Here is a 22,739-nt window from a genome sequence, read left to right as displayed (position 1 = left end):
TCTGTTGAAATCCTTCAGAGTTGACATTGAGAGGAGCTACTCTTCGCGCCGGTTTTCGTAGGTACGGTTGGGAACTAGCCTCTCAGCAAATCGCAAGACGTGGAGAGGGTTTCAACAGAGCCTCTTGTTCGTAGTAGTGGTCCTCTTCGGAGCGCTCGCCGGCCGCTTCGGCGGCTGGCTGGCCGAACGGAGGGGTCGCGATGGCGTCGCCGACCCACGGAGTCGTACGTAGCGAGGACTCTCGGATGAAAGAAGCTAGAACGCACTCTACACTACTGGTGTTCCTGAGACACGACGCCTCTCTGTGTGACTACTATTTCTTCCTCGATTAACACTATGTCGAGTTCGTGGTGGTACGGTGTCGCCCTATTCCCCCTCGTTGCGGTGGCGACGCTCCTCTCCGACTTCGGTTTGCGGACGTTTATTCTCGTGTCCTCGTCAGGCGGTGATCCGAACGTCGCTACTGGCATCGCGTCATTCGTCCTCGCAGTGGCTTCGTTCTGGGGCGGTATCTCCGTGGCCCTCGTCGTTTTTGTGTGCCTGCTCGCAGACATTCGAGCACTCGGTGACGACGAGCACTGGTCGCCGAGTATCGTGTGGAGCCTCGGCGGCCTCGTACACCTCGGGGCTGCTGTCTTCTCGCCACTACTGCTCGCTTCGGTTCCACTCCTAACGTGCTACCTGTATCGACGCCGTGACCGTCTCGGACGCAGTTGAAACACCCTCCGACCGAACACTCTCCAGTCACGAACAGACAGCCGCCGGGGCTCGCACCCGCGGACGGGAGTCTCGGTAGGATTCGAAGCCGGTGTACCGAAGGTCGACCCAGTAGAGTCGCCCCTCGTATCGGGTGATCCACGACCCGGACGCGGTGTTCGCTGAAACCGCCGTGTGGCTGTGGAACGTCTCGAGGAGAGACCGAAACGCCGTGTCGCTGGTGTTCTCCGCGCGGTACGTTCCGTCGGCCGCCTCGTTCACAGTCTCTCGCGTGTTCGGATCGAGCCCCGACAGTTCGAACACGTACTCGTCCCGCAGACAGGCGGCGTACGCGTCAGCGGTCGTCGCAACAGGTCTCGGTCGGTACTGATAGACGGTCAGGGGGCGTGGTTCGCTCGACGCGACGTCGACTTCGACCAACGTTCCGTCGTATCTGATCGCGTCGTACCGCTGGTCGGCGATGACCGACTGGTTGAGTTCAGCTGGACTATACGTTCGCCTCTCCTTGATGCTTGACCGACTGCCTTCCTCAGCCGTTATCACCGACAGGGGAGTACGAAGCATCGCCCTGTCGACCGGCGGCAAGTCGTTGTACGCGACGATCGCCCACCCGTTCCGATCTGCCTCGTCCGTAGTCGCGTTTCCGTCGAATCTATAGGTCACTTCCCGCCCGCTCGTCGTGCCTACAGTCGTATACGAAAGGGTGTAGAACCGGTTGCCAGTCCGGTATACCGTCGAATTGTTCTTGTGTGGTGGGTCCGTCGCAGCGACCGTCGCGGATTCGTTCTGGACGGCTCGACTGAGAACTTGTGGTTGCGGGCCGCGTTCGTCTTCCGCCGCTAGTTCATCCTCGGGGACGGTCGTGCTGGCGTGGTCGGCCAGTTCAGTGTCGTTGACCGGGTCCATCGAGAGCGACCCGGCGGGCTGTGAACAACCGGCGAGTGCAACGAGACAGACCGCTGTGGCTGTGGCAACGAGTAGTCGGGGTTGCATATCGATACGACGCATTCGCTGGCTATTGAATGTTCAAACCGGATTTCGCAGTTAGCAACGGGCTGGCTGTGAACACCTTTGACTGTGTCACCATCCAAAACTGCCGGGGCGGCAGTACAACCCCGCCTCAGGCGAGCGAACGCATCGAGGACGCCGATCCACCGCGCAGTTGCACGAACGAATCGGCGATGATGCCGTACATCAGGATAACGAACACCGAATTGATGACGAGCGAGGCGAGTTGCCCGACCGACGGCGAGACGAAGGCAAGTAGCGATCCGATCGCCCCACCGATAGCGCCAACGACACCGAACAGGATGACGAGGGCGAGCAGTCGCCAGCGGTTGCCACTCGCCAGTTCCCAACTCCGACGGAACGCCTCGATGGGGCCGGTGTCCTCGACGGCGACAGCGAACACCGCGAACTGGAGGCTCACGGCGAGAAACAGGCCGGGAACGATGAGGAACGCGAACCCGACCGTGATCGCCACCCCGAGGACGACACTGACGACGAACGCGGACAGGAACGCACGGCCGAGACGCCGGGTGAACAGGTGTCCGGGGAGCGACGAGAGATCGGAGGGGTCACGTGCGAATAGCCGTGCGGTCACGAGAAAGACGCCGATGCCGAGCAACAGCGCGAAGACGGCCAGTCCGGCTGCGACCTCGGTCGGCAGTGGGAGCGCGAAGCCGACCCCGGCGTCGCCGGGGCGAACCCCCGATGGGAGTGTGTCCACGATGACCGCGTTGAACGATCCGACGAAGAGGACCTGATAACCGATCATCAGGACGAGCGCGACGATGCCACTGATCGAAAGCGAGCGTCGGGCACCACGCCCGATCGCTGTGCCTAACTGGAGGGCCATACGTGGTGCGACGAGGGTGGGACGTGTGAAACGTCGTGCAGCGTTTCTCGTTCGGAAATCCCACGGGGGCGCCGTCGTCGCGTTCCGCTCGGTGCGGGGACGCCACACCGCGTCACGACGCTGTTGCAGGCCACGAAACGCCGCGTCAACAGCTTTTGAAACGTCGGGCTATGGGGAATTCGTGAACGGACATCGGGTACTGGGCCTGCTCCAACTGCCGGTGGCGACGGTCGGCGCAGGACTGGCAGCCTTCGGCTACCGGGCGCTCGTACGGCTGCCATCGCCGGGAACGGGAGGGCTGTTCGGTCCGGCGGTTGCGCTCCTTACGCTGTCGCTCGTCGTCTGGGCCGGTCTGTTTCTCCTCCCGCTCGGGCTGTTAATTCCGCCGACGGGTGGGCACGGCATCGAGTTCGACGACAGCCAGCGACGGCTGCTGATGAGCACGACGATCACCGTGGCTGTCGGTCCGTTCGTCGGGGTTGGGATGGCGTTCGTGACGCCCTGGATCGTTCCGCAGACGCTGACGCTCAGTATGTGTGCGGCGTTGCTCCCGCTGGTTGCCACCTTTCTCTGGCGTGCCGGGCAAACGCTCCGGTCGCACGCGGCATAGGACGACGGCCGGTCGATTCCGGACCGGTACTCGTGGCCCCAACAGGTCCGACGGAACAGTGGTGTCGCTGTTGCCGAGTCTGAAACCTCGGTAGGGTATTCATCGACCGCCACCCCGTCCCAGCATCCCGTGACAGTAATTAGCGCCACGGACCTCTCGAAGCGTTACGGCGACGTACTCGCTCTCGATCGCGTCGATCTGACCGTCGACGCCGGCGAAACCTTCGGCTTCCTCGGGCCGAACGGCGCGGGCAAGTCGACGCTCATCGACATCCTGCTCGGATTCGTCACGCCGAGCGACGGCACGCTGATCGTGTTCGGACACGACTGCCGGGACGACGGCGTCGCCGTCCGGGAACGCCTCGGCGTCCTGCCGGAGGGGTACGCCCCCTTCGATGGCCTCTCGGCCCGCCAACACGTCGAATACGGGATCCGATCGAAGGGCGTCGACGAGAACCCTGCCGACGTGGTCTCCCGCGTCGGGCTCCGCGACGACGCCGCGCGCCCGGCGGCGGACTACTCGAAAGGCATGTGCCAGCGGCTCGCGCTCGCGATGGCGCTCGTCGGAGAGCCGGATCTGCTCGTCCTCGACGAGCCGACGACCGGGCTGGATCCGAACGGCGCCGCGGAGATGCGAACTATCCTCCGTGAGGAGGCCAACCGCGGGGCGACGATTTTCTTCTCGAGTCACGTCCTCGAACAGGTCGAGGCGGTCTGTGACCGGGTCGGCATCCTCCAGAACGGCCGGCTGATCGCGACCGACACCATCGCCGGGCTGCGTGAGGCCATCGGCGGTGGAGCGAAGTTGGTCATCACGCCCGACCGGGTCGACGACGGGACCCTCGACGCCGTCGAACGGGTCGAGGGCGTCGAGACGGCGGTCGAACGCGACGGCACCATCGAGGCGACGTGTACGAACGACGCGAAGATGGACGCGCTGGTCGAACTGCACGACGCCGGCGTCGAGGTCGTCAACTTCCGTACCGAAGAGGCGTCGCTCGAAGATATGTTCGTCGAGTTCACCGGAGGCGAACGGGCGTGACGTGGCGCGTGATCGCCCGCCGGGACTGGCGGTTGGTACGCGACGCCCGACTCACGAAAGTCGCGCTCGTCGGCCTGATCGGCGTCGTGTCCATCGCGGCGTACGTCTACCCCGTCGTGGGCTCCGAGCCGATCACGACGAGTCGGTTCGGCGCCTTTGTCGGCGGATGGCTCGGGGGGTTGCTTGCCCCCATCGGTGTGTTGTTCAGCTACGGTGCCATCGCCCGCGAACACGAATCCGGCGCGTTGCGGCTCGCGCTCTCGATGCCACACGGCTGATCGACGCTCGTGCTCGGACGATTCGTCGGCCGAGCGGGCGTGCTGGCTGCCGCCACCGTCGTCGGGATGGCGATTGCGGGCGTCCTGGTCGTCTATCCGTACGGAACGCTGCAGCCGCTCCGCTTTCTGGCGTTCGTCCTCCTGAGCGTCGCCCACGGCGCTACCTGGGTCGGGATCTGCGTCGCGGCATCCGCGCTGGTCGCGACGAACCGACGGGCGCTCGTCCTCAGCGTCGTCGCGCTCTTCGTGCTGGTCATCGTCTGGGATGCCGTCACTGCGGGGGCCGAGGCTGGCTTGATCGCGGCGGGGATCACCGACGGTCCAATCCAAACCGTGATTCAAGTTAGCGCCCAACTCGATCCTGGCAGCGTCTTCAAGACGCTCGTCACCGCCCTGGCTACGAGCGACCAGGGAGCCGGCGCGTGGTATGACGGGCCGACGCTCGCGCTCCCGGTCTTCGTCGGCTGGCTCCTCGGCCCGCTGTCGGTCGTGATACTCCGGTTCGAGTGGACGGACCTCGCGTGACCTGGCGCGACGTCGCCCTCCGGGACGTCCGTGCCGCCAGCCGGTCGGTCGGCATCTGGATCGTCGGCGGGGTGCAGATCCTCCTGTTCGTCGGCGTCGCTGCCGTCGAACTCCTCCTTGACGACGGCTCGTTCCCGACGTACGTCGATAGCCTCGCCGGGGTCGTCGCGGTGACGACCCCGCTCGTTGCGCTCCTAGTCGGGTACAAGTCGATCCTCGCGGAGCGGACCAGCGGGCAACTCCGACTCGCACTCTCCGTTCCACACTCCCGACGGGACGTGACCGTCGGCAAATTCGTCGGGCGGAGCGTCGTCTTCGCCGCGCCGACCGTACTCGCGCTCTGTCTTGGCGGTGGCGTCGCCATCGCCCTCGCCGACGGCGGGGTGCCGTGGCCGTAGCTACCGTGGTTCGCCGGCGTGACGGTACTGTACGGGGTGGCGTTCGTCGGTCTGGCCGTCGGTGTCTCGTTGTCGACCGCGACTGGCCGACGCGTGACCGTCGGTGCCGTCGGTACGTATCTCGTTACGGTCGTCCTCTGGGAGGACCTCCATACTGCGGTGCTGTTAATCCTCCATCGGTTCGACACGGCGGTCACGAACGACATGCCGGGCTGGGCTCTCTTCGTCCGTCTCGCGACTCCGAGCGAGTCCTTCGACCTGCTCGTCCGGACCGGGTTCGCCGTCGACCGGGCCGGTCGGTACGTCGACAGTGGCGTCGCGTACGTCGCTTGGCTGGCCGCTCTTGGACTGCTCGTCGCGTGGACGCTCGTCCCCGTCGCGCTCGGCTACCTCCGGTTCAAGACTGCGAACCTCTAGCGGATGTGGATTCGTCGATGTGAGGGGGTCGGCTCCGTTTGTAGCAGTTCCGGGTGGCTCCGTCGAAAATTCGCGGCAGTCGTTGCCAATCGACGACCGACCGAACAGGCGTGTCTCGGGATGTGCGCTGATGTGATCGGCTCTCGGAGTAGCGTATAAAAAAGCAGTTTGATAGAATATTCCTATGCGGTCATTTGAGGGTGCTATCATACAATGGCAAAACAAAAGAATCCGTAATCATCGTCGTCCGGATTCGCTGGCTTGGAAACAGAGCGAATCGCCCTTATTTCGCGCGACACGGGAGCATAATATGGGATTGATTGGCCGCCTCAGGATCGGGTTCGCTATGGCACGAAGAAGTGGCCGTGTGCTGCGATCTCATCCGAGACTTCTCGCGTTCCCGCTGCTGGGCGGGCTCTCGGGCGCCGTATTCATAGCGACGCTGCTGGGTGGTCTCTACGTGATGGGTCCGTTGCTTCAGGACCCCGGCCCGGCGATGTACGCGACACTATTCGTCGCGTACCTTCTCGAGACGTTCGTTGCGTCGTTTTTTACCGCGGCACTGGTCGCGGCGACGCGGACTGTCTTCAACGGTGACGAACCGTCGATTGGGGGAGCGCTCGCTGATGCCTGGCATCGGAAACTACCGCTGTTGGCTTGGTCGCTCGTTGCCGCCGTCATCGGCGTTGTCATTCGACTGATTGAAAGTGAAAACAACATCGTAACCCAGATCGTCGCCGGGATCTTCGCAGTCGCGTGGAGTGTGATGACGTTCTTTATCATCCCGGTGATTGTTTTCCGGGATCCGTCGGTCACGGAGATGTTCAAGCAAAGTGCACGGACGTTCAAAGACACTTGGGGCGAGTCTATCGGTGCGCTGGGAACGATCGATGTGGTAACACTCCTGTTAGTGCTTGCCGGCATCGTTCTTGGAGGGCTGACTTTTGTCGTGACAACGGGGTTGGGGACGGGCCAACTGCTGGCCACGCTCCTGATCGGCGGCACTGCCGTCAGCGTTGGCCTACTCGTCGGGAAGGCGCTCAGTGGAATCGCCAGAACGGCGTTGTACCTCTACGCGACTCAAAACACTGCTCCCAAACGCTTCGACGACACAGATTTCAGCAAAATATAGTCGCTTCGGCTTTGCTGAAATCTTCGGAGAATGATGTGTTTCGGCTCGTCTGCTGGATACAGGGCGCGTATCATTCTCAGTGGGATGTTGGAATCGGTGTTGTTCGAATCGGTCGATACAGGGAACACACCCAATCAAAAATTATTTTATTTGTGATATGGAATGCCGGAAGTGCTGATGCCCTCCAGCAATGGCAAACTGTTTGCGGTCGGATTATTTTGTCTGATGGTGACGGTAGCCGGTTGTAGTAATTTCTCACCTGCAGACACTGCCACCACGGACGAATCTCCGACTGCAACGAACGTGCCTCAAAGCCTTACACGTTCACCGGTTCCCGAACAAGCAACTGCCTCAACGGATGAGTCTCCAACCGTGTTCCCCAGCCCTACGCAGTCACAGAGTCCCGAAACACCATCACGCGGGGGCTACTAACTGTAGAAATTGTGGAACACATGACCGAAGCCAACGAGAGTGGGGTACTTCAGTACAATCGGACGGTATTCACGCGCTCACCATCACTGAACGGTGCAATCCAGAAGCGATTTCCGAGAACGCGACACAGGTACGGGACCTCTCCCCACGGGAGGTACAACAGGTCGAATCAATAGCAAACGAATACGATGAACCAACCGGAGGATTCTTTATTCGAAAAAATGGAACCAAAGTCCGTATCTCACTGGGATACGAGGTCTGAGTAGCCTCATACTCCCAGTGCGAAACGTTCTTTCCCCGGGCTTACTGCGCAACTGATTCACGAATACCGATCCGAAATCAACAGTAGTTGAGTGCTGCATGTACGGCCTGTATCTCGCACAGGCTCATCTCCCACCTTGAACAGGTGAACCGCTCAGTACCAGACCGACAAACCGCGAGTCAGGCGATTTTACTCTTCCGCATATAACAACGTCCGTTGGCACTCGGGACAGACGTATGGAACTGGTGTGAGGCTCCCGGACATCAGTCGGCTAACGAGTCCACCTTCCGTTGAAACGATTGATGGCTGTCCGTGACTTTCGTTCAGCTTCATCCGCTCCAATGACTCGTTACAGTCCGGACACTGGCGCGTATCCATTGGTCTCAGCTCAGTATTGATGCCAAGTCGTAAAAAGACATATTCGAAATTTCGTGCTCGGAAACACTCCAGGACCGAACTTGGTCGGCGCTCTCCAGTAGACTGACCGACCCGGGAGTGCGAAATTCCCCGTACAGACGGAACTGGGAGTCAGCTGTGGCCAGGTTGAAGTGAGCTGTTTCCGAGACTGGAACAGTGGTCTGTGGTTGATAGGCTGGCCCTACTATCACCACGGTATGACTCGGAGCCAACAGTTCGATACGGCAGAAGCTGGCGGGCGGTCAATCCCGAACCGTATCTTCGGCGTCGGCTTTCGTCGTGAGACCTATGCGAACTTGGCGTATCTGCTCGCCCGGTTTCCGCTTGGCATCGCTTACTTCACAGTCTTGATAACTTGTCTTAGTCTGGGGGTGGGGCTGGTTCCGATGGTCGTCGGCATCCCGATACTGGCCGGTGTTCTCGCGCTCGGCGGCTACATGGGTGTGATCGAAGCGGAGCTCTTGGGCCGACTCCGCGGGCGTGACGTCTCCGTCAGCCTCGCCGACCCTCATGAACTGTCGATGACGGAGTATCTGAAAGCGATTGTAACCTCCCCCGGTAACTACCTGCTCGTCGGGTTCGGGTTCGCGTCGTTTGCCGTCGGTATAGCATTGTTTGTTGCCATTACAGTCGTGTTTTCGCTTGGGTTCACGCTCGTAGCCACACCCTTTCTCTACTGGATCCCCGGTGTCGAATACGAGTTCACAGGCCTCCGTGGTACCATCGAGGTCGGGTCGTCGTATGTTGACGCCGGATCGCTGTTCGGAGCCAGCATCAATACGCTTCCAGAGGCGCTGGCTGCGTCAGCAGTCGGTGTCGTCGTCTGTCTCGCAGGCCTGCACGCAGTCAACCTGATCGCTTGGCTTCTCGCTGGACTGACCGAGCGCCTACTCACGTTCCAGTTGAAGTGATCGTTCCCCGTCCCAATACGGGGCCGATCTGTCGCAACACACGGCAGACCAACGTCAGATGCGCTCGACCGCTCGCTCGGCGAACACGCCGACGAGCGCGATGCTCGCGCCGATGACCGTGTAAAGTGCTAGGATCGCGCTGATCCCGTAGCCCTGGAGATAGCCGATGCTCGCTAGCCAGAGCATCGCGAGAACGCCGCTCAGTCCTCCGATGATGACGGGCGTCAGTTCCTCCGCTGCGGGGTTCACGCTCTCGCATACGTGCCGCCCAGACATAATAATTGGAGCACTGTACGTTCGTCAATCCCGATGCTGAAGCACCGTTTCGACGGCATCGTCCTGCAACCACACTCTCGCGGCCCCGATCGGAAGGACGTACGCCAACAGTACGACAGGCCCCGATACTATATCGGGGAGGACAAACCCAGCTGTCAACACGACGACGGTGGTGGGTACGACCACGTACACGGCGATGATGACGAACCTGGCGACCGGTCGAAGGCCGAGTTCGAGGGCCTCCGCCGGCGATCGGTCTCGATACGAGTGATCGACGAGGAACTCGCGCCAGACGCGTCGTAGTTGTGAGACACAGATGGCGAGTATCACGAGGCCGGCCGTCGGAGAGAGCAACGACGACACGCTCCGATCCACGACTGAGACGAATATAACGACGAAAAACAAAAAGAAAACGGCGTACGCAAACACGTTATTCACGATCAGACCGACGTTTCGCGGATAGATCGGCGGAAGAAGTGGAACCGGTTGCACCGGGCGTGGGTCCTCACCCCACCCGTCAGCGTCGTCATCTTCCACCGGCTGTGCTGCAAACAGTGCGACGATCGCGAATAGAACGGCGGCGACGACAATTTCACTCAAATAGATGAATATCATCTCAACGATATCCCACTCGAAACATAGGATCCCGATAGTGAGCAGTAGATGCATACCGATCGGCGAAAGGTAACCCGGAGGGATCCCGAGCCGTTCAGCGATCCCTGTTTCAGCCCTCCGCAACATCGCTGGTCTGTCGTTCAGATAGCGGCGCCGTACTGTTCGTTTCGCTCGACGACGGCGTACCCTTGAGCTTCGAGCGCTTCGTCCCGGTACCGGTTCGCGACGATTCGCTGGGGAACCCGCCGCAGGCCGAATCGCCGATCCGCCGTGTACTCGTACTCGATGACGGTCCCGTCGTCCCGGGTGTCGACGGTGACGACGTACGTCGACCACGGCTGGCCGTCCACCGTGACTTCCAACTCGATCCGACGGCTGCCATCCGGTGTCCGATCTGTCCGGGTATCGACGGTCACCTCGACCGACCGCAGGCCGAACAGATACGAGAGCCGGTACGTGACCGCTTCATCTCCAGTACGGATCTCGTCAGCGATACCCCACTGAAACACGAGGATCGGTGGTGTCGGCCCAGTGAACGACTCGGCGACGGACTCGGCGTCCTCGTCGGTTCGAAGACAGACGGTCCCGAGTGATTCGATGATTGGGGCACGCGCGACGATGATCAGCAGTCCCCCGACGACGACTGCGGGTGCCAGCGACGTCGCGATGAACGTACCGAGGAACCCAGCCACGGCGAGCACGACGATCAGCGCACTCAGCGGTCGTTCACGTCTGAGATATCGCTGCGCGGCGGCGCGTGCCTCCCGTGGCCGGTCGACAGTTCGTGTGGAGGGCATCGCGAGAACGTTATGCCGATAATCAATTAATAGTGCTGATGGAACGGAGCCGACGTAATGGTATACCAGACACGGGAGCGGTGACTCTCCCTCGCAGGGAGGCCGTACCGACCAATACGGGAATCGTTCAGAATCCGCGCTCGGCAAACGCCGTCCGTGCCCGTTCGTATGCCGTCTCACCGCCACTCGTGTAGAGCGACGGAAGATTCACGCGACGCCGATAAGTCGTGCCTCCCTCGGTGTACGTGATAATAAGTCGGGGGCGTGTCAGTCCTTTCTGGCCATCCGTTGCAGAGACCTCCTCGATCGTGTCGAGTCGAATCCGATCCGGCGATCGGAATCCACGCACGCGATCCACCAGCCAGAGCACGATCATCAGACCGATCACGATAGCGAGGAGTGAGAAATCGCCACTGCGGACCGCGCTGACGGTCCACCAGAGTCCGATCGGAAATGCGAGTATGTATCCGACAAAGATTCCGTTGTGCCACCACGTCTCACTCTGCCAATATTCTCGATAGACCGACTGAATGTAGCCGGAAAGCGACTCGTCGAAGTGCACACAATCCTCGGAGAAGTATGCTGTGCCGCGTTTTATCGGAAACGACTCGATGGAGGACATACGAGGCTCTCTTGATTACTCCGAACGGTCCGCGTAAAGTTGCATCACTCCGCATTCCGGACAGAGGGGTGCGGAGAGCGGAAGTCGATGCCCGACACCGAGTCGGTCGAGCATACCACCGTCTCTTTCAGTTCCGATATAGAGGCCTCCGGCCCCCTCAGCAGTTACGTTCGTCTGCTCCATTTGGACATTGCAATCCGGACAATAGCCTGCTCTCATTAGCTTCATACCGAGATATGCTATCGAGCTGTAAAAATATTCGAGCGCTGTTTCGTAGGCCGAAACGCTTCTCTCGGCACGTTCTTTGGCCGAATTCAGGCGTTATCTCCCGCATGGCGATCCAGCCACGAGCTGATACAGTTCCCCCGACGGTGCCGAACAAAACGGAAGTTCTCACTCCGTTTCAGGGTGGAAGATGTCCTCGATATCGCAGTCGAAAAACTCCGCGAGCGCAAACGCCAGTTCCAAACTCGGGTCGTACCGCCCTCGCTCGATGGCGTTAATCGTCTGTCGGGTCACGTTCACGGCATCGGCGAGCTCTTTCTGTGTCACGTCCACTCTTGCTCGCCGGACTTTGAGATCGTTTTCCACGATTCTCACACTGACTGTCGTTTACACCACTCGTACAGTCCGAAGCGAGCGGCAACCATACCCAAGATCAAGATTACGAGACCCTCTTTGGCCGTCACCGGTACGCTTTCTGCCTCGACGATGAAGAACAAAATCATTCCGAAGGCGAGGGAGACTCTGAATGCAAGCTCACCCGAACGGTACGCAAGGTGTTCGATCCGCTCGTCAATTCTGACCTCGTCCGCTCGCTCTCGCTGTCGTCGGTACCAGGCCACGCCCCCGCCGAAGGTGGCCACGCCGGCGACAACTGCGCCAGCTTCAATCACGAGGCTGTCCGTGGCGCCTAACCCGATGCTCGCCAGCAGTACGCCGAGCAGTGCGGTGAGTATCGGAATGATTCGCTGGAGCTCCATCACGAGTGAATGTAAAATGCTCTTTCCATTTAGTCGTTTTCCCATTACGTACGGGCTTCGTCGATCTCTGCTCATAGATCGGCACCACGCTGGTTGCCGCGTTCCGCTTCACTACCTACGGTGGGCTCTACGTACCGCGTTTTGACGCTGTGACAAGAGAGATGACGAAAAGCGGCCGCAGTCGCAGTGTCGATCCGTGAGGTCCCCGGCCCGAGATTCGTCTCTCACGTGGAAACGAGCATCAATGGTTATCAATCTCCCACCCGGATTTCGAATATGCCCATCCCGACTGACGATGCCCTCCCGCATAGTGACTCGAAAGCACGGATGGCCACTGCATTCGCCACGACTGGCCTGTCACAGTGGTACGGCGCTCGATACGCTCGCGGTTCAGCCATCGGTGCCCGAACGGGTCGCTGACCGATGGGGGCTGACGACTGGACCGCCGTCGGCAACTGGTCGAAGACGCTATCACGGGAGCAGCAATCCCTGGTTCACGGGGCGCTCTGGTTCGCCGTCGTTTCGCTGACTGCGTTTCTGCTCACCGAGAGAGCTAGTATCGAAGCACTCTCTGTTGGAGCGATAAGTGGTGTCCTGTACGCAGGGGTGGTGTACGTATGGAACCCGTACTGAACGGAGTCGGCCGACGTGTCGAGCCGCCTACCTTCGTACTATGACCGATAGAGCCCCCGAGGTAGCACTCCCCGTCGCCGGACTGTTCGGAGTGGTGAGTGGTGCCGTCGTCTATCAGTTCCTCCTTCCGGATTGGTTCCCCGCGCTCGCCACGGCAGCGACCTACGCCGGGGCGGCGTATTTCTACCTCGCGTTCGACATCCCCCTCCTCGGGACGCACATTGAGTTCACCGACCGTGAGCATAAATTCGGCTATGCAGTCGGTCTGTTCGGGGTGAGCGTCGGGCCGTTGGCGGTCAGCGAATACGCCGGGCTGTCGAACTCGGGGGTGCTCGGCGTCGTCGTGTGGCAACTCGGGCTGCTCGCGTTCCTGCTTCTGTCGGCGACCGCTGCTCACAGGACGTCCTGAATCGACGGGGCCACACCGTTCGGATGACTGTTCGATCCGGCTCGAATCCACGGGAGACGGCCGCCCAGATGCGTCTCAGCTCGCCGTGTAGAGGAGTTGTACGAGGACGGCGGTCATCCCGATGGCGATCAGGAACGCCCAGCCGGTTACCCGGACGCGCCGTCCGTACTCGGGTAACTCGTCGCCGTCGGTCCCGAGTATCGTGACGAGCCGACTCGGATGTCTGAATGGACTCGGCGGCCGCGGTTCGGGGAGCCGCCGCCGGAGCCGCCGGTACCGACTGAACGACTGGACGCCGTACAGACACAACGAGAGGATTATGCCGATCCAGAAGGCGGCCGCCGCGAGCAGCGGGAGGCCGACCGGTCCGAGCAGGTCGGCCTGCACCGGTTGCACCGAACTGTCAGAGAGGCTCAGGACGCCGAAAAACAGCCCGACCATCGAGAGCCAGAACGCCACGAAGCAGACAGCGAGTGACCGTTTCGACAGCCGACGGAGCGTCTCGTCGTTGCGTTCGACCCACGTTCGGGACGGCGGCGACCGCACCTCGCGCTCCGGGCGGAGTTCGTACTGCCCCGGATGCTTCGATCCCAGTCCGGCGAGTACGACGATACACAGCAGGACGCCCCCGATGGCAACCGCTCGCGCCGGCCACGGAGTCCGCTCCCTGATCAGGAACGCGTTGCTCGGATCCGATGGCCGCACGTACGCCCGAACCGTCGTCCCCGGCTCGTACGACCGAACGATGGACTGCGCGTTCGACCGGTTCGAGTAGGTTCGGATCGTCGGCCCGGGGAACACCTGCTCGCTCGTGTACGTCTCGCCTTGATACTCGTACGTGTACTCGATCTCCGGTTCGTAATCGATGCCTCTGCCGGCGTCGAGTCGCTCCACGCGTGCGTTATCGACCGTCGCTTGGACGGCGACGGCGTCGCCGACTGCCTGTCCCTGCTGGACGTAGCTGTACCCACCGGCCCCGATGAGGGCGACCGCCAGGACCAGCAGGTACACGCTCTTTCGTGAGAGGTGGAGGGTCGTGATTCCCACGGGGAGTTCCATCTCGGTCGTGAATATGGCAATCCAACAGTATGAGAGTGCTGTCTGCCGCACGCATATCCGATTCTCAATCTAACATACGAGCGGCAGCCTCGACCGCGAGTGCGGTCAGGGTGAACGCCACTGCAGCATCGAGGAGACTCCCGTCCCGCCCGGAAAAGACAATCAACGACCCGACGTAGATGACGAAGGTGGCGGTACACGCGGCGCCCGTGCGGACGACTGCGGAGGCGACCCGTGTCCCCAACAGGCTATGTGACGTGAGCGTCGTCGGCGTCGAGACGCCGAGGACGATCAGTCCGAAGAACGCGGCGACGCCCGCACTAACGCGGAGTTGGATCGCGTACGCGCCGGCGACCGAGAGGACAATGGCGACGGTAATACCTACATTCTCCGGCGTGAGGAGTCGGGGTCGAAGGTCGCGGATGGAGGGCACGTCCCGGGCTTCGTGTGACGCGTGATAAACCCGTGCGGTGTGGGTCGCCATCGTACGGCTCGGTCGGGATTCGCTGCTGGTACTGGACATCTCACGCGTCATCGCTCCCGTGCGCTCACGCCGACGGATCGGACGGTCACGTCTCGAGGTCGTAGGTGGTTCCGCGTGACTAACCGTAACGAAATTTTGCATTGGCACCTCGGATTGGATGGATGGCAAGATTTGGATGGCTCCGGACCGCCGGCCGCGGCCTCGCCGTCGCCGCGCTCGCTGTGCTCATCACCGGAGGCTTCGTTACCGACGGTCGGGTACAGACCACGGCGTCCGCGCTCGTCGCGGTGTGGCTCTTCCTCGGTCTCGTCGTGGTGAGCCTCGGTCACGCACACGAAGCGGGCCGTCTCCCACACCACCTCACGTTCGCCGCCGTCTTCGTCGCGGGATGCGTCGGCGGAAGCCTCCTGTGGGAGGCGACGACAGCCATACTGCCGGACCCCATCGCCGCCGGTATCGGCGCCGGCGTGTGGGTGATGGCCTCCTGGGCCGGGAGCAAACTGGCATACAGTGGTCCGCTCGATCGTGTCCTTGACCGCGTCGGTGGACCGGGCGGATGACGACGCCACGGACACAGCTGCGGGAGACTATCGACTGCGTACCCGTCGTCCATATGTCCATAGAGCTGTAGGGGAGGAAGCTATGACCGTCGCCGTGAGAGATCCGACATCAAAATTCTTGATGATCGCTTCGATACGACACCGTGGTGCCATCGCACGTGCCCTCCGATACGTCCCGAGCGGACTGGACGAGCCCGGACTACGTTGCGACCGTCGTCGGGGTCCTCGCCGTCGGCGCGCTCGTGTTCGTCGCCGCGCTCACTCGATCCAGTCCGACGGTCGACGACGTGACGTTCGTGGTCTTGAGTATCACTATTCCAGTGACCCTCGCCTACGAACTCGCCCGGCGCTGGCGATGAGCGTCGGCCGTTCGTCCACGGCGGTATGAAACGCTGCAAGACCTCGCGTCCACAACTCGGTTGATATATGCGTGTCCACCCACCGACGGAGTGGCAAAGACATCGCGTGGGCAGCGTTGCGGCCGTCGCCAATCTCGTTCCGCTGGTCGGCGTCCTGGCCCTCGGCTGGAACATCTCCTCGCTGCTGGTGCTCTACTGGATCGAGGGACTGGTGACGGTGTTGCTGGCTGTAGCGAAGGCGCTGTTCGCCGAACGTGGCTCGCCGGGGCTCCCCGATATCGAGCCGCTCCACGAGCTTCGTGAGAAGCGTGGCGGCTGGCGTCCCCCTTCCCGGCTGCCCGCGGTCTATCCGCGGAACGTTCCGTTCGCGGCGTCGATACTCGGGTTCGGCGGAATACCGCCGCCTGTCATTTCGAACGCGTCCCCTCGCTCTCAGAGTCTGCATCACTGAACTCGAGCTCGCTCGCTGCCGCTACCTCGTACGCTGCGTCGTCCTCGTCAGCGAGTCCGAAGCGGAGTTCGACGCCGTGCTCACGGAGGATGTCACGCATAGTCCAGCGGTCAACAGCAGCAAGTCTCGCAGCATCACCGAGCGTGATTCGCTCGCGTTCGTAGAGGGCGACCGCAGCTGCGATACGTTCGTTTTCGTGGTCCTCGAAGTACTCACGCACGAACTCTCGCAACGCATCGCTTTTCCCCCCGAACACACCAGCCTCGACAGCACCTTCGATGAGGAGGTCAAGGTCGTCCGGATAGGAGCCGGTGATTCGTGCCATCAATCTATCCCAGACTACGGTTTCATACTATTTATGAACTATGCCGGACTGCTATATGCATTGAGAAGACCAATCTTAACTACTGCGCGACCACCGTTCGGGCCCAGTTCTGAGAATAATCGCTAGACTGCAAGCAGATAGCTTGCTACACAATCTACATAATGTACAATGCGCACAAAATCTGAATGGTGAGGGGAATCGACCAAATCCAATATTAGTCGTTCGTAGCTTGCTCGCTCAGCATCTCCACAACTTCCTGGACACGTTCCTCATCGGCTTCGATACCACGCTCCCGGAGAATCTGAAGGGCGACATCATCACCGTGGTCCGCAATCACCTGGAGACACGCATCTTGAAACTCTCTTCCCTCAAATTCGGGAACATCAAACATAGAGCACGCCGCAGTTACCGAGGATCGCATCCGGGTGACGCCATTCCACGTCTCCTCCCGGACATAGAAGCCGTGCATATCGGTCTCGTCAAAGGAGAAGGCCGGTCCACCGGTGGATTCGTCCGCATCCTCCCTATCCTCATCCTGCTCAGGAGTGGACTCAGTCTCCGACTCTGTGTCCTCAGTAGCTATCTCCTCATCCGGTTGCGGTTCATCCTGGGTGTCAGTACGTTCGTCGTCGTCCGATTCTACTCCTTCTTCCGTTTGTTTGAGCTGTTCAGCGACGTCCCCGAAACGGTCGTCCTCATTAGGCATAGCTGTGTTCCTCCACGAGGTCCGCTAAGTGGTCGAAATTCGGGATCTGGTCGCAATCTTCGTCGAACTCCGAGACGGGCATTCCTTGCTTGAAGGCGCGGGAAATTGCGGTCCGTTCTCGAATCCCAGGCTTCGGGATACTATCGATAGTGCGTCCCGATTCATCGAGAGCGTCGAAGATCTCCGGATCCACACGGGCGTACTCAGGGACGAACGAACCGAACTCTCGGTTGAGATTTTCAACGAGAGTCCGATGCTCGTTGTGTTGCCCCATCGTTTCGCGAATCATATTCGGAGTGACTGCGAGGATATCTAACCCGATATTCTCCCGGATTGGGGAGATCTGGCGTTTAATCATCTTATTGAGGCCGTTGATCGAGCCAGCACGCGGAATCAGCGGGATTATAACGCGCTGGACGGCGATGAGGGCGTTGTCGGAGAGTTTCCCACGGCCGCCGGCGGCATCAATTATAACGTAGTCGTATCCGTTTTGGATGAGCGGATCGACGACATTCCGCCGAAGCTTCACGTCTGCGAACCGTTCGTCCTTCAGCCTCGTCTCGACGTTCTCGAGTTCGTTGCTCGACGGGAGGAGGTGAACGCCGAAGTCCGTCTCAATAAGCAGGTCTTCGGGGTCTTCACCATCGATAAGGGCGTCACCGAGGTTCGCATCGCGGTCGTACGCATCGTCATACCCAAGCTGGGTCGTCATATGCCCGTCCTTATCCAGATCCAGCAGTACCGTCTCATAGCCGCGGTCAGCGAGCCGATCAGCGATGTTGAGCGCGATCGTGGATTTTCCCACACCCCCCTTGAGCAATGAGACAGCTGCTCCAGGAAGTCCTTCAAACTCGTCAGCACTCATAGGTCAGCCCCCCGCGATAAGTGGATTTTGTACATTTCGTAGGCAATCCACATTGTGTAGATTTTGAAAGTTGCGCACGTCTCGTTGATAATGTGAGTTTTGCCCTGCTCATACGCGGCTAATGAAGTTCACCCACCTTAATTCTGCGTCAGACAAATTGGGCGCGCTATCCACACAATCTACATTTTGCACATTGTTCTAATTGTAAGCACAATCCCAATTTGCCCTGATCTCCACCAATCAAACGTAATCTACACAATTTGCATTATCTACATTTCGCACACAGCCATCACAATTATCGCTACACCTCAAGGGCCAATGACAAAATGTACGGAACCTACATTATTCACATTATCCACATTATGCTAATGGTGTGCGATATCGACATTGTCCAGCCATTCTGATATGAGAAACCGGGGTGGTGAACTGCCTCGGATTTCGCCAGACGAAGGCACGGTGGCCGTTCACCTATCTACACGACCCCAGACAGGAACAGGGGGTAACCGGTGGGTCAGTGACGACGACCGCCTGAGTAATCGATGGATCAGTACTCGTGGTAGTGAAGCCCAAGGGCAGCCACGAGACGGATTGCAGAGACGTTCTGATGGTTGCGGAAGTGATCAATCCAATTCAGCAAACTGTGTTTGTTAGTTGGCGATATGATGTGCTGAAACCCGGCAAAAGTTCTGATAGACATTGGGAACGACACAGACAGAGAACCCTACGACAGCTTACGAATAGGCGTCGTTGAACTCCCGTTCACGGCGCATCAGCTCTTCGACACCGTGCTCGAGAATACCGCGCCCCATTGACGTTGGCCGATAGTACGTGTAAAAGCCCTGGCTGTCAGCGGTCCGTCGCTGGCGCTTGTCGACGAGTCCGACGTCGACCAGTTCGTCGAGGTGGTAGTGGAAATTGTGGGGTTCGACATCGACCACGGCCTTGAGATCGGCAGCACTCAGTTCTTCGTTGGCGACGAGCGTGCGGAGGATCCGGAACCGCGTCGGGTGGCCGATCGCCTGTTGCATCGCGAGGTACTCCTCGAGCGTCAGCCCGCTATCCTCGGGAAGCGGTGGTTCCGGCTGACGAACCTCCTCTGTTGGCTGGCGATCGGTTTCGGACATTTGGGAGTGCCTCGGGTCCTACGTTGGGACGCCACGTACTTAGTCGTTCTCGACTAGAATATTCCTGAGAACACCGATATTTATATATTGCCGTTCCGAATCGACGAGTCGAATGCGGCAACGGATTATCGATACTCTCCCCCGTGCCGCCGGTGATTCAGATGCGCTCGCTCCAGTCCGGGGGGAACAGGCTCTCGTCTATCTGATGGGCCCATACCGGACGTTCGACGTCGACGCGCTGCTGCCGGCGGACGCCGATGTCGAAACCGATGCCCCATCGTTTGCGACGTGGGACGAGAGCAGCGGCGAGTACGCCGAAGACGAGGTCTTGCGGCTCCTGCAGGAAACGCGGGACTGCCTCCGCGATCGCGGCTTTAATGCCTTTCTCGCAATCGACGTCGGGATCCCGCTCGACGAGATGGATGCCGCCACACAGAGTATCGCCTTTGCGCAAGCGAGTAATGCAACGATCTTCATCGCCCCACAGGTCGGTGATAACCTCGGTGTCGGCATCGAGATCGGGAGCGTACTCGAGGATCTCTTCTCGACGGGGGAGATGGAGGGCCCGGCGGCCGACGTGACGCCACCGGAACGTACGCGCCGGGTAATGGTTGCGACCGAGCCAACAGTCCGCAGTGCGATGCTCGGTGTCATCCAGACGCGCTGGGATGCAAGCGTCCGGACGTTCACCGATGCAGAGGACTGCTGTCGGCTCTGTGCGCAGTTCTGTACGCACATCCAGAACGCAGAACTCTACGGGTCGCTCGATCGGATCGATTGACCCCGGCCGGCCACAACGTCTTTTGCGCCGGGTGAGGGTTCGCGCTGATACTTACACTAGACTGACGTCTGTGTCCCGTCGGTAGATTCTGTGTCCCACGAGACCGTCTCGGATGCTGCTGGGTCGATGTCGGCGACGAATCGCATCGTCGTGAAGTTCGCCCCCAAGCCGAGGACGCTCCCTGCGAGAATGCCGACTGGCAGACCGAGTACCGGCACGTTCACGACGAAGCCAGTGGCGAACGGCGACACTCCGAAGACAAACAGCGCAAAGCCGATCGTGTACGTCACGTACGGCCCGCCCTGTATCGCCAATGCATACGACTGCCGAGCGGCGTCAATCAATCCGTTCCCACGGTGCACGATCAGATACGGGGTTGGATAGAAGAGATACGCTGCACCGAGATAGAGCACCATCGCCGGGAGCACAAACAGCAGTGCGGCTCCGCCGACGTTCCCGGTAAGGGAACCGATCCCGAAAATCCCGAACGCGAGGGGTAGCAACGCAAGATACGGAGCCGCGGTCACGATCAGGAACGGGCCGAAATACTAGCGACACTGCTGGACGAAGTCGTAGGGCTCGCCCAGAAGCGCATTTTTGAGGCTCCCAAAATAGCCTGCCTGGAGGAGTGCTTGGAGGACGATCAGCACTGGCACGGTGACGACTGCGACCGGCAGCATCTCGATCGGGAGCCCCGTGTTTACGGTCACGCCAGAATCGGGGACGCTCACGAACTGCCACACCGTAATCACGGAGAGTGGAAAGCCGAATTTGAAGCCGATATGTCCACCATCGAACCCGACTATAGCCAGGATCTTGTTCGTATTCAGTAACGCAAACACGATCGGCACGGCGGTCAATACGAGATGCTCTCGCGCACGCTCCATCCCCGCTTCGAGGCGAGTCACGAATCCCGGCATCGCTCAGTCGTCGCTCTCCCGACGGGGAGTGTCTGCGTGTGGCTGTTCCCTTGGCGGGGTCTTCCAGTCGGTTTGAGGGCGGCCCCACCCCCGACGACGGTACCCGGATGCGTGCTCGCAGGTCATATCACGTCCCGCTACTAACGGCATACAAGTAAACCCGCTCTTGACTCAAACACTGACTGAGCGACGACAGTTGGCAGTCCGAGTGTCATCGCACGGTTCACTGTCGCTTGAAGTCCGGCCCCGTCTCGCGCTTCCCGGAACTGGTCTGTTTCCGGAAATAAATCACCCGACAGCGGCGTTTCGAGCAGGATCCACAGCCCGGATTCGATTTTCCGGAAAGACCCCAGTCAGTATTTAGTACCGATGCGAGATACGTGTGAAGCGAACGCTGTATGATCCGTGATGCTCGCGTCCTCCGTGCCGGCTTCGTTCCCCGTGAGGTCGAGCATCGCGACGCGGAAGTGAATCACCTCTCCAGCGTCCTCGAACCGATCACGAACGGTGAGCCTGCTGATACCGCGATCGTGACCGGGCCGAGTGGAGCCGGGAAGACCTGTATCTCGAAGTTCGTCATCGAACGCCTCCGAGAGGAAGCTCTCGACGTCGAGGCGACTTACGTCAACTGCTGGCAGAACTACACGCGGTTCCGTGCCCTCTACCAGATCCTCGACGATCTGGGACGGACGATCGACATCCATCGCCAGTCGACCCCACACGACGAGCTCATCGATCGCTTACAGCAGTACGACGACTCCCGGACGGTCGTGATCCTCGACGAGGCCGACCAGCTCGAAGATCCGGGGTTGATCTACAACCTTCACTCGATCCCGAAGTTCGCTGTGATCTGTATCGCCAACAACGAGGAGGAGCTGTTCGGTCGCGTCGACGATCGGCTCGTGAGTCGGCTGCGCTCCAGCGAGCACGTCCGGATGGACAAGTACCACAACGAGCAACTCGTCGATATCCTGCACGCCCGCGTGGAGTGGGGCCTCGAACAGGATGTCATCACCGACGACCAGCTCTATCGAATCGCCGATGCCGCTGCCGGCGACGCCCGACTGGCAATTGGGATCCTGCGGACGGCGGCGAGTACTGCTGATCGAACGAATGCAGACCGGATCACCGACAATATGCTCCTTGAGGCGGCCGACGACAGCCGGGCACAGATCCGGCAGAAGAGCCTCGACTCGCTTACGCCTCACCAGCGCACAGTCTACGACATCCTTCGGGAGCACGGACCGCTGAGCCCGGGCGAGATTCACGACCGGTACGCGGACGCCGTTGACGATCCCCGGACCCAACGCACCGTTCGGAACTATCTCTCGAAGATGACTCAGTACAATCTTCTGGAAGCTGAGGGCACCAGCCGAGACCGGACCTATACTGTCGCCGATCCCACTACTACTTCGACGAACGACTAAGCTACTCCGTTCTTTTCTCGTCTGATCTTCTGAATCAGCTATTGAGACAAGAGTGCGAGTGTACCGCTGAAGTTTCTACCAGATTACGTTGACGTTCATAATGCCTTGCTGAATACACAGCGCGAGTCTTGTACCAAATCTCAGGGAGCCGAGGACACCGACAGACACGCTGCAAGCTACATCGTGACGATCTAAAACTACTCGAACACGGTCAACACGAACTCACTCGACGACGTACACTCCACCCTGGTTGATCTCCGCTACCGTTTCCGGTTGGCCGAGGAGATACAATGCCCCGTCCCCGAGCGCGAGGGAGTCGGTCACGCCCATCGGGAGCGACCATTC

30 protein-coding genes and 1 pseudogene are annotated in these 22,739 nt (G+C 60.3%); 14 read left to right on the top strand and 17 right to left on the bottom strand.

What is annotated here, in order from left to right:
• Positions 1-272: 272 nt before the first annotated feature.
• From ACQUQ0_RS16195 to ACQUQ0_RS16185, 3 genes are all read right to left on the bottom strand, one after another.
• Positions 273-470 (bottom strand): hypothetical protein, encoded by a 198-nt coding sequence (locus tag ACQUQ0_RS16195; protein WP_435186641.1) that lies wholly within the window; start codon positions 468-470, stop codon positions 273-275.
• Positions 471-744: 274 nt separating this feature from the next.
• Entirely contained in the window at positions 745-1,623 is an 879-nt protein-coding gene (locus ACQUQ0_RS16190) for a hypothetical protein (protein WP_435186639.1), read from the bottom strand.
• Between the two features lie 214 nt (positions 1,624-1,837).
• Positions 1,838-2,575 (bottom strand): hypothetical protein, encoded by a 738-nt coding sequence (locus tag ACQUQ0_RS16185; RefSeq protein ID WP_435186637.1) that lies wholly within the window; start codon positions 2,573-2,575, stop codon positions 1,838-1,840.
• 220 nt (positions 2,576-2,795) lie between these two features.
• Between ACQUQ0_RS16185 and ACQUQ0_RS16180 the strand changes: the two genes are divergently transcribed.
• The 7 genes and pseudogenes from ACQUQ0_RS16180 (at position 2,796) to ACQUQ0_RS16150 (ending at position 8,998) form a co-directional block, all read left to right on the top strand.
• Positions 2,796-3,185 carry a hypothetical protein gene (locus ACQUQ0_RS16180; protein ID WP_435186635.1) on the top strand — a complete coding sequence of 130 codons (390 nt, stop codon included), beginning with the start codon at positions 2,796-2,798 and terminating at the stop codon, positions 3,183-3,185.
• A gap of 129 nt (positions 3,186-3,314) precedes the next feature.
• The gene (locus ACQUQ0_RS16175) at positions 3,315-4,226 is read left to right on the top strand and encodes an ATP-binding cassette domain-containing protein (protein ID WP_435186634.1); all 912 of its coding nucleotides are present in this window, start codon (positions 3,315-3,317) and stop codon (positions 4,224-4,226) included.
• The gene (locus tag ACQUQ0_RS16170) at positions 4,223-4,504 is read left to right on the top strand and encodes a hypothetical protein (protein WP_435186632.1); all 282 of its coding nucleotides are present in this window, start codon (positions 4,223-4,225) and stop codon (positions 4,502-4,504) included. Before ACQUQ0_RS16175 ends, ACQUQ0_RS16170 begins: the two co-directional genes overlap by 4 nt.
• Positions 4,505-4,513: 9 nt before the next feature.
• Complete coding sequence (locus ACQUQ0_RS16165) at positions 4,514-5,029, top strand: ABC transporter permease subunit (protein ID WP_435186630.1); 516 nt, start codon at positions 4,514-4,516, stop codon at positions 5,027-5,029.
• Positions 5,011-5,844: pseudogene (locus ACQUQ0_RS16160) on the top strand (ABC transporter permease subunit). Before ACQUQ0_RS16165 ends, ACQUQ0_RS16160 begins: the two are co-directional and overlap by 19 nt.
• Positions 5,845-6,190: 346 nt before the next feature.
• Positions 6,191-6,976, top strand: a complete 786-nt coding sequence (locus ACQUQ0_RS16155) for a DUF6159 family protein (protein WP_435186628.1) — start codon at positions 6,191-6,193, stop codon at positions 6,974-6,976.
• Positions 6,977-8,284: 1,308 nt separating this feature from the next.
• A complete protein-coding gene (locus ACQUQ0_RS16150) occupies positions 8,285-8,998 on the top strand; it encodes a sensor domain-containing protein (protein ID WP_435186626.1) in 714 nt (237 codons plus the stop codon).
• A gap of 54 nt (positions 8,999-9,052) precedes the next feature.
• On the opposite strand, the gene ACQUQ0_RS16145 is transcribed toward ACQUQ0_RS16150, so the two are convergent.
• The 6 genes from ACQUQ0_RS16145 to ACQUQ0_RS16120 form a co-directional block, all read right to left on the bottom strand.
• On the bottom strand, positions 9,053-9,247 hold the full coding sequence (locus tag ACQUQ0_RS16145) for a hypothetical protein (protein WP_435186624.1): 195 nt from the start codon (positions 9,245-9,247) through the stop codon (positions 9,053-9,055).
• A gap of 51 nt (positions 9,248-9,298) precedes the next feature.
• A complete protein-coding gene (locus tag ACQUQ0_RS16140; protein WP_435186622.1) occupies positions 9,299-9,943 on the bottom strand; it encodes a DUF6498-containing protein in 645 nt (214 codons plus the stop codon).
• Between the two features lie 86 nt (positions 9,944-10,029).
• Positions 10,030-10,686: a hypothetical protein gene (locus ACQUQ0_RS16135; RefSeq protein WP_435186621.1), complete on the bottom strand. Its 657-nt coding sequence runs from the start codon at positions 10,684-10,686 to the stop codon at positions 10,030-10,032.
• Positions 10,687-10,813: 127 nt separating this feature from the next.
• On the bottom strand, positions 10,814-11,308 hold the full coding sequence (locus ACQUQ0_RS16130; protein ID WP_435186619.1) for a hypothetical protein: 495 nt from the start codon (positions 11,306-11,308) through the stop codon (positions 10,814-10,816).
• 393 nt (positions 11,309-11,701) lie between these two features.
• The gene (locus tag ACQUQ0_RS16125) at positions 11,702-11,899 is read right to left on the bottom strand and encodes a helix-turn-helix transcriptional regulator (RefSeq protein ID WP_114586262.1); all 198 of its coding nucleotides are present in this window, start codon (positions 11,897-11,899) and stop codon (positions 11,702-11,704) included.
• 5 nt (positions 11,900-11,904) lie between these two features.
• Positions 11,905-12,291: a DUF2178 domain-containing protein gene (locus ACQUQ0_RS16120; protein ID WP_435186618.1), complete on the bottom strand. Its 387-nt coding sequence runs from the start codon at positions 12,289-12,291 to the stop codon at positions 11,905-11,907.
• A gap of 423 nt (positions 12,292-12,714) precedes the next feature.
• On the opposite strand from ACQUQ0_RS16120, the gene ACQUQ0_RS16115 reads away from it, so the two are divergent.
• Positions 12,715-12,924 carry a hypothetical protein gene (locus ACQUQ0_RS16115; protein ID WP_435186616.1) on the top strand — a complete coding sequence of 70 codons (210 nt, stop codon included), beginning with the start codon at positions 12,715-12,717 and terminating at the stop codon, positions 12,922-12,924.
• 40 nt (positions 12,925-12,964) lie between these two features.
• Positions 12,965-13,333 (top strand): hypothetical protein, encoded by a 369-nt coding sequence (locus tag ACQUQ0_RS16110; RefSeq protein WP_435186614.1) that lies wholly within the window; start codon positions 12,965-12,967, stop codon positions 13,331-13,333.
• Positions 13,334-13,408: 75 nt separating this feature from the next.
• On the opposite strand, the gene ACQUQ0_RS16105 is transcribed toward ACQUQ0_RS16110, so the two are convergent.
• Both ACQUQ0_RS16105 and ACQUQ0_RS16100 read right to left on the bottom strand, forming a co-directional pair.
• Complete coding sequence (locus tag ACQUQ0_RS16105; protein WP_435186612.1) at positions 13,409-14,392, bottom strand: DUF3592 domain-containing protein; 984 nt, start codon at positions 14,390-14,392, stop codon at positions 13,409-13,411.
• A gap of 64 nt (positions 14,393-14,456) precedes the next feature.
• Positions 14,457-14,825 carry a hypothetical protein gene (locus ACQUQ0_RS16100; protein WP_435186611.1) on the bottom strand — a complete coding sequence of 123 codons (369 nt, stop codon included), beginning with the start codon at positions 14,823-14,825 and terminating at the stop codon, positions 14,457-14,459.
• 212 nt (positions 14,826-15,037) lie between these two features.
• Here ACQUQ0_RS16100 and ACQUQ0_RS16095 point away from each other — a divergent pair, with 212 nt between their 5' ends.
• The 3 genes from ACQUQ0_RS16095 to ACQUQ0_RS16085 all read left to right on the top strand — a co-directional run bounded on the left by ACQUQ0_RS16095 (position 15,038) and on the right by ACQUQ0_RS16085 (position 16,246).
• The gene (locus ACQUQ0_RS16095; protein ID WP_435186609.1) at positions 15,038-15,436 is read left to right on the top strand and encodes a hypothetical protein; all 399 of its coding nucleotides are present in this window, start codon (positions 15,038-15,040) and stop codon (positions 15,434-15,436) included.
• Positions 15,437-15,582: 146 nt separating this feature from the next.
• A complete protein-coding gene (locus ACQUQ0_RS16090) occupies positions 15,583-15,795 on the top strand; it encodes a hypothetical protein (protein ID WP_435186606.1) in 213 nt (70 codons plus the stop codon).
• Between the two features lie 106 nt (positions 15,796-15,901).
• A complete protein-coding gene (locus tag ACQUQ0_RS16085) occupies positions 15,902-16,246 on the top strand; it encodes a DUF6498-containing protein (protein ID WP_435186604.1) in 345 nt (114 codons plus the stop codon).
• Here ACQUQ0_RS16085 and ACQUQ0_RS16080 read toward each other — a convergent pair.
• The 4 genes from ACQUQ0_RS16080 to ACQUQ0_RS16065 all read right to left on the bottom strand — a co-directional run bounded on the left by ACQUQ0_RS16080 (position 16,203) and on the right by ACQUQ0_RS16065 (position 19,266).
• The gene (locus ACQUQ0_RS16080) at positions 16,203-16,571 is read right to left on the bottom strand and encodes a UPF0175 family protein (RefSeq protein ID WP_435186602.1); all 369 of its coding nucleotides are present in this window, start codon (positions 16,569-16,571) and stop codon (positions 16,203-16,205) included. The genes ACQUQ0_RS16085 and ACQUQ0_RS16080 overlap by 44 nt on opposite strands.
• A gap of 214 nt (positions 16,572-16,785) precedes the next feature.
• Positions 16,786-17,277 (bottom strand): hypothetical protein, encoded by a 492-nt coding sequence (locus tag ACQUQ0_RS16075; protein WP_435186601.1) that lies wholly within the window; start codon positions 17,275-17,277, stop codon positions 16,786-16,788.
• Positions 17,270-18,142: a ParA family protein gene (locus ACQUQ0_RS16070; protein WP_435186600.1), complete on the bottom strand. Its 873-nt coding sequence runs from the start codon at positions 18,140-18,142 to the stop codon at positions 17,270-17,272. The genes ACQUQ0_RS16075 and ACQUQ0_RS16070 overlap by 8 nt, the downstream gene beginning before the upstream one ends.
• Positions 18,143-18,873: 731 nt before the next feature.
• Positions 18,874-19,266 carry a winged helix-turn-helix domain-containing protein gene (locus tag ACQUQ0_RS16065; RefSeq protein WP_435186599.1) on the bottom strand — a complete coding sequence of 131 codons (393 nt, stop codon included), beginning with the start codon at positions 19,264-19,266 and terminating at the stop codon, positions 18,874-18,876.
• A 112-nt stretch (positions 19,267-19,378) separates the two neighbouring features.
• Between ACQUQ0_RS16065 and ACQUQ0_RS16060 the strand changes: the two genes are divergently transcribed.
• Positions 19,379-20,047 (top strand): DUF7509 family protein, encoded by a 669-nt coding sequence (locus ACQUQ0_RS16060; protein WP_435186597.1) that lies wholly within the window; start codon positions 19,379-19,381, stop codon positions 20,045-20,047.
• Between the two features lie 56 nt (positions 20,048-20,103).
• Here the strand turns inward: ACQUQ0_RS16060 and ACQUQ0_RS16055 are convergent, their stop codons facing one another.
• Together ACQUQ0_RS16055 and ACQUQ0_RS16050 are read right to left on the bottom strand one after the other, a co-directional pair.
• Entirely contained in the window at positions 20,104-20,574 is a 471-nt protein-coding gene (locus tag ACQUQ0_RS16055; RefSeq protein ID WP_435186595.1) for a hypothetical protein, read from the bottom strand.
• A gap of 21 nt (positions 20,575-20,595) precedes the next feature.
• The gene (locus ACQUQ0_RS16050) at positions 20,596-20,967 is read right to left on the bottom strand and encodes a hypothetical protein (RefSeq protein ID WP_435186594.1); all 372 of its coding nucleotides are present in this window, start codon (positions 20,965-20,967) and stop codon (positions 20,596-20,598) included.
• A 398-nt stretch (positions 20,968-21,365) separates the two neighbouring features.
• Between ACQUQ0_RS16050 and ACQUQ0_RS16045 the strand changes: the two genes are divergently transcribed.
• Positions 21,366-22,394: a Cdc6/Cdc18 family protein gene (locus ACQUQ0_RS16045; RefSeq protein WP_435186592.1), complete on the top strand. Its 1,029-nt coding sequence runs from the start codon at positions 21,366-21,368 to the stop codon at positions 22,392-22,394.
• The last annotated feature ends 345 nt before the right edge of the window (positions 22,395-22,739 follow it).

Source organism: Halobellus sp. EA9 (assembly GCF_051195055.1).
Classification (GTDB): domain Archaea; phylum Halobacteriota; class Halobacteria; order Halobacteriales; family Haloferacaceae; genus Haloquadratum; species Haloquadratum rubicundus.
The sequence above is the reverse complement of the archived record's forward strand: the minus strand, read 5'-3'. Positions and strand labels throughout refer to the sequence as shown.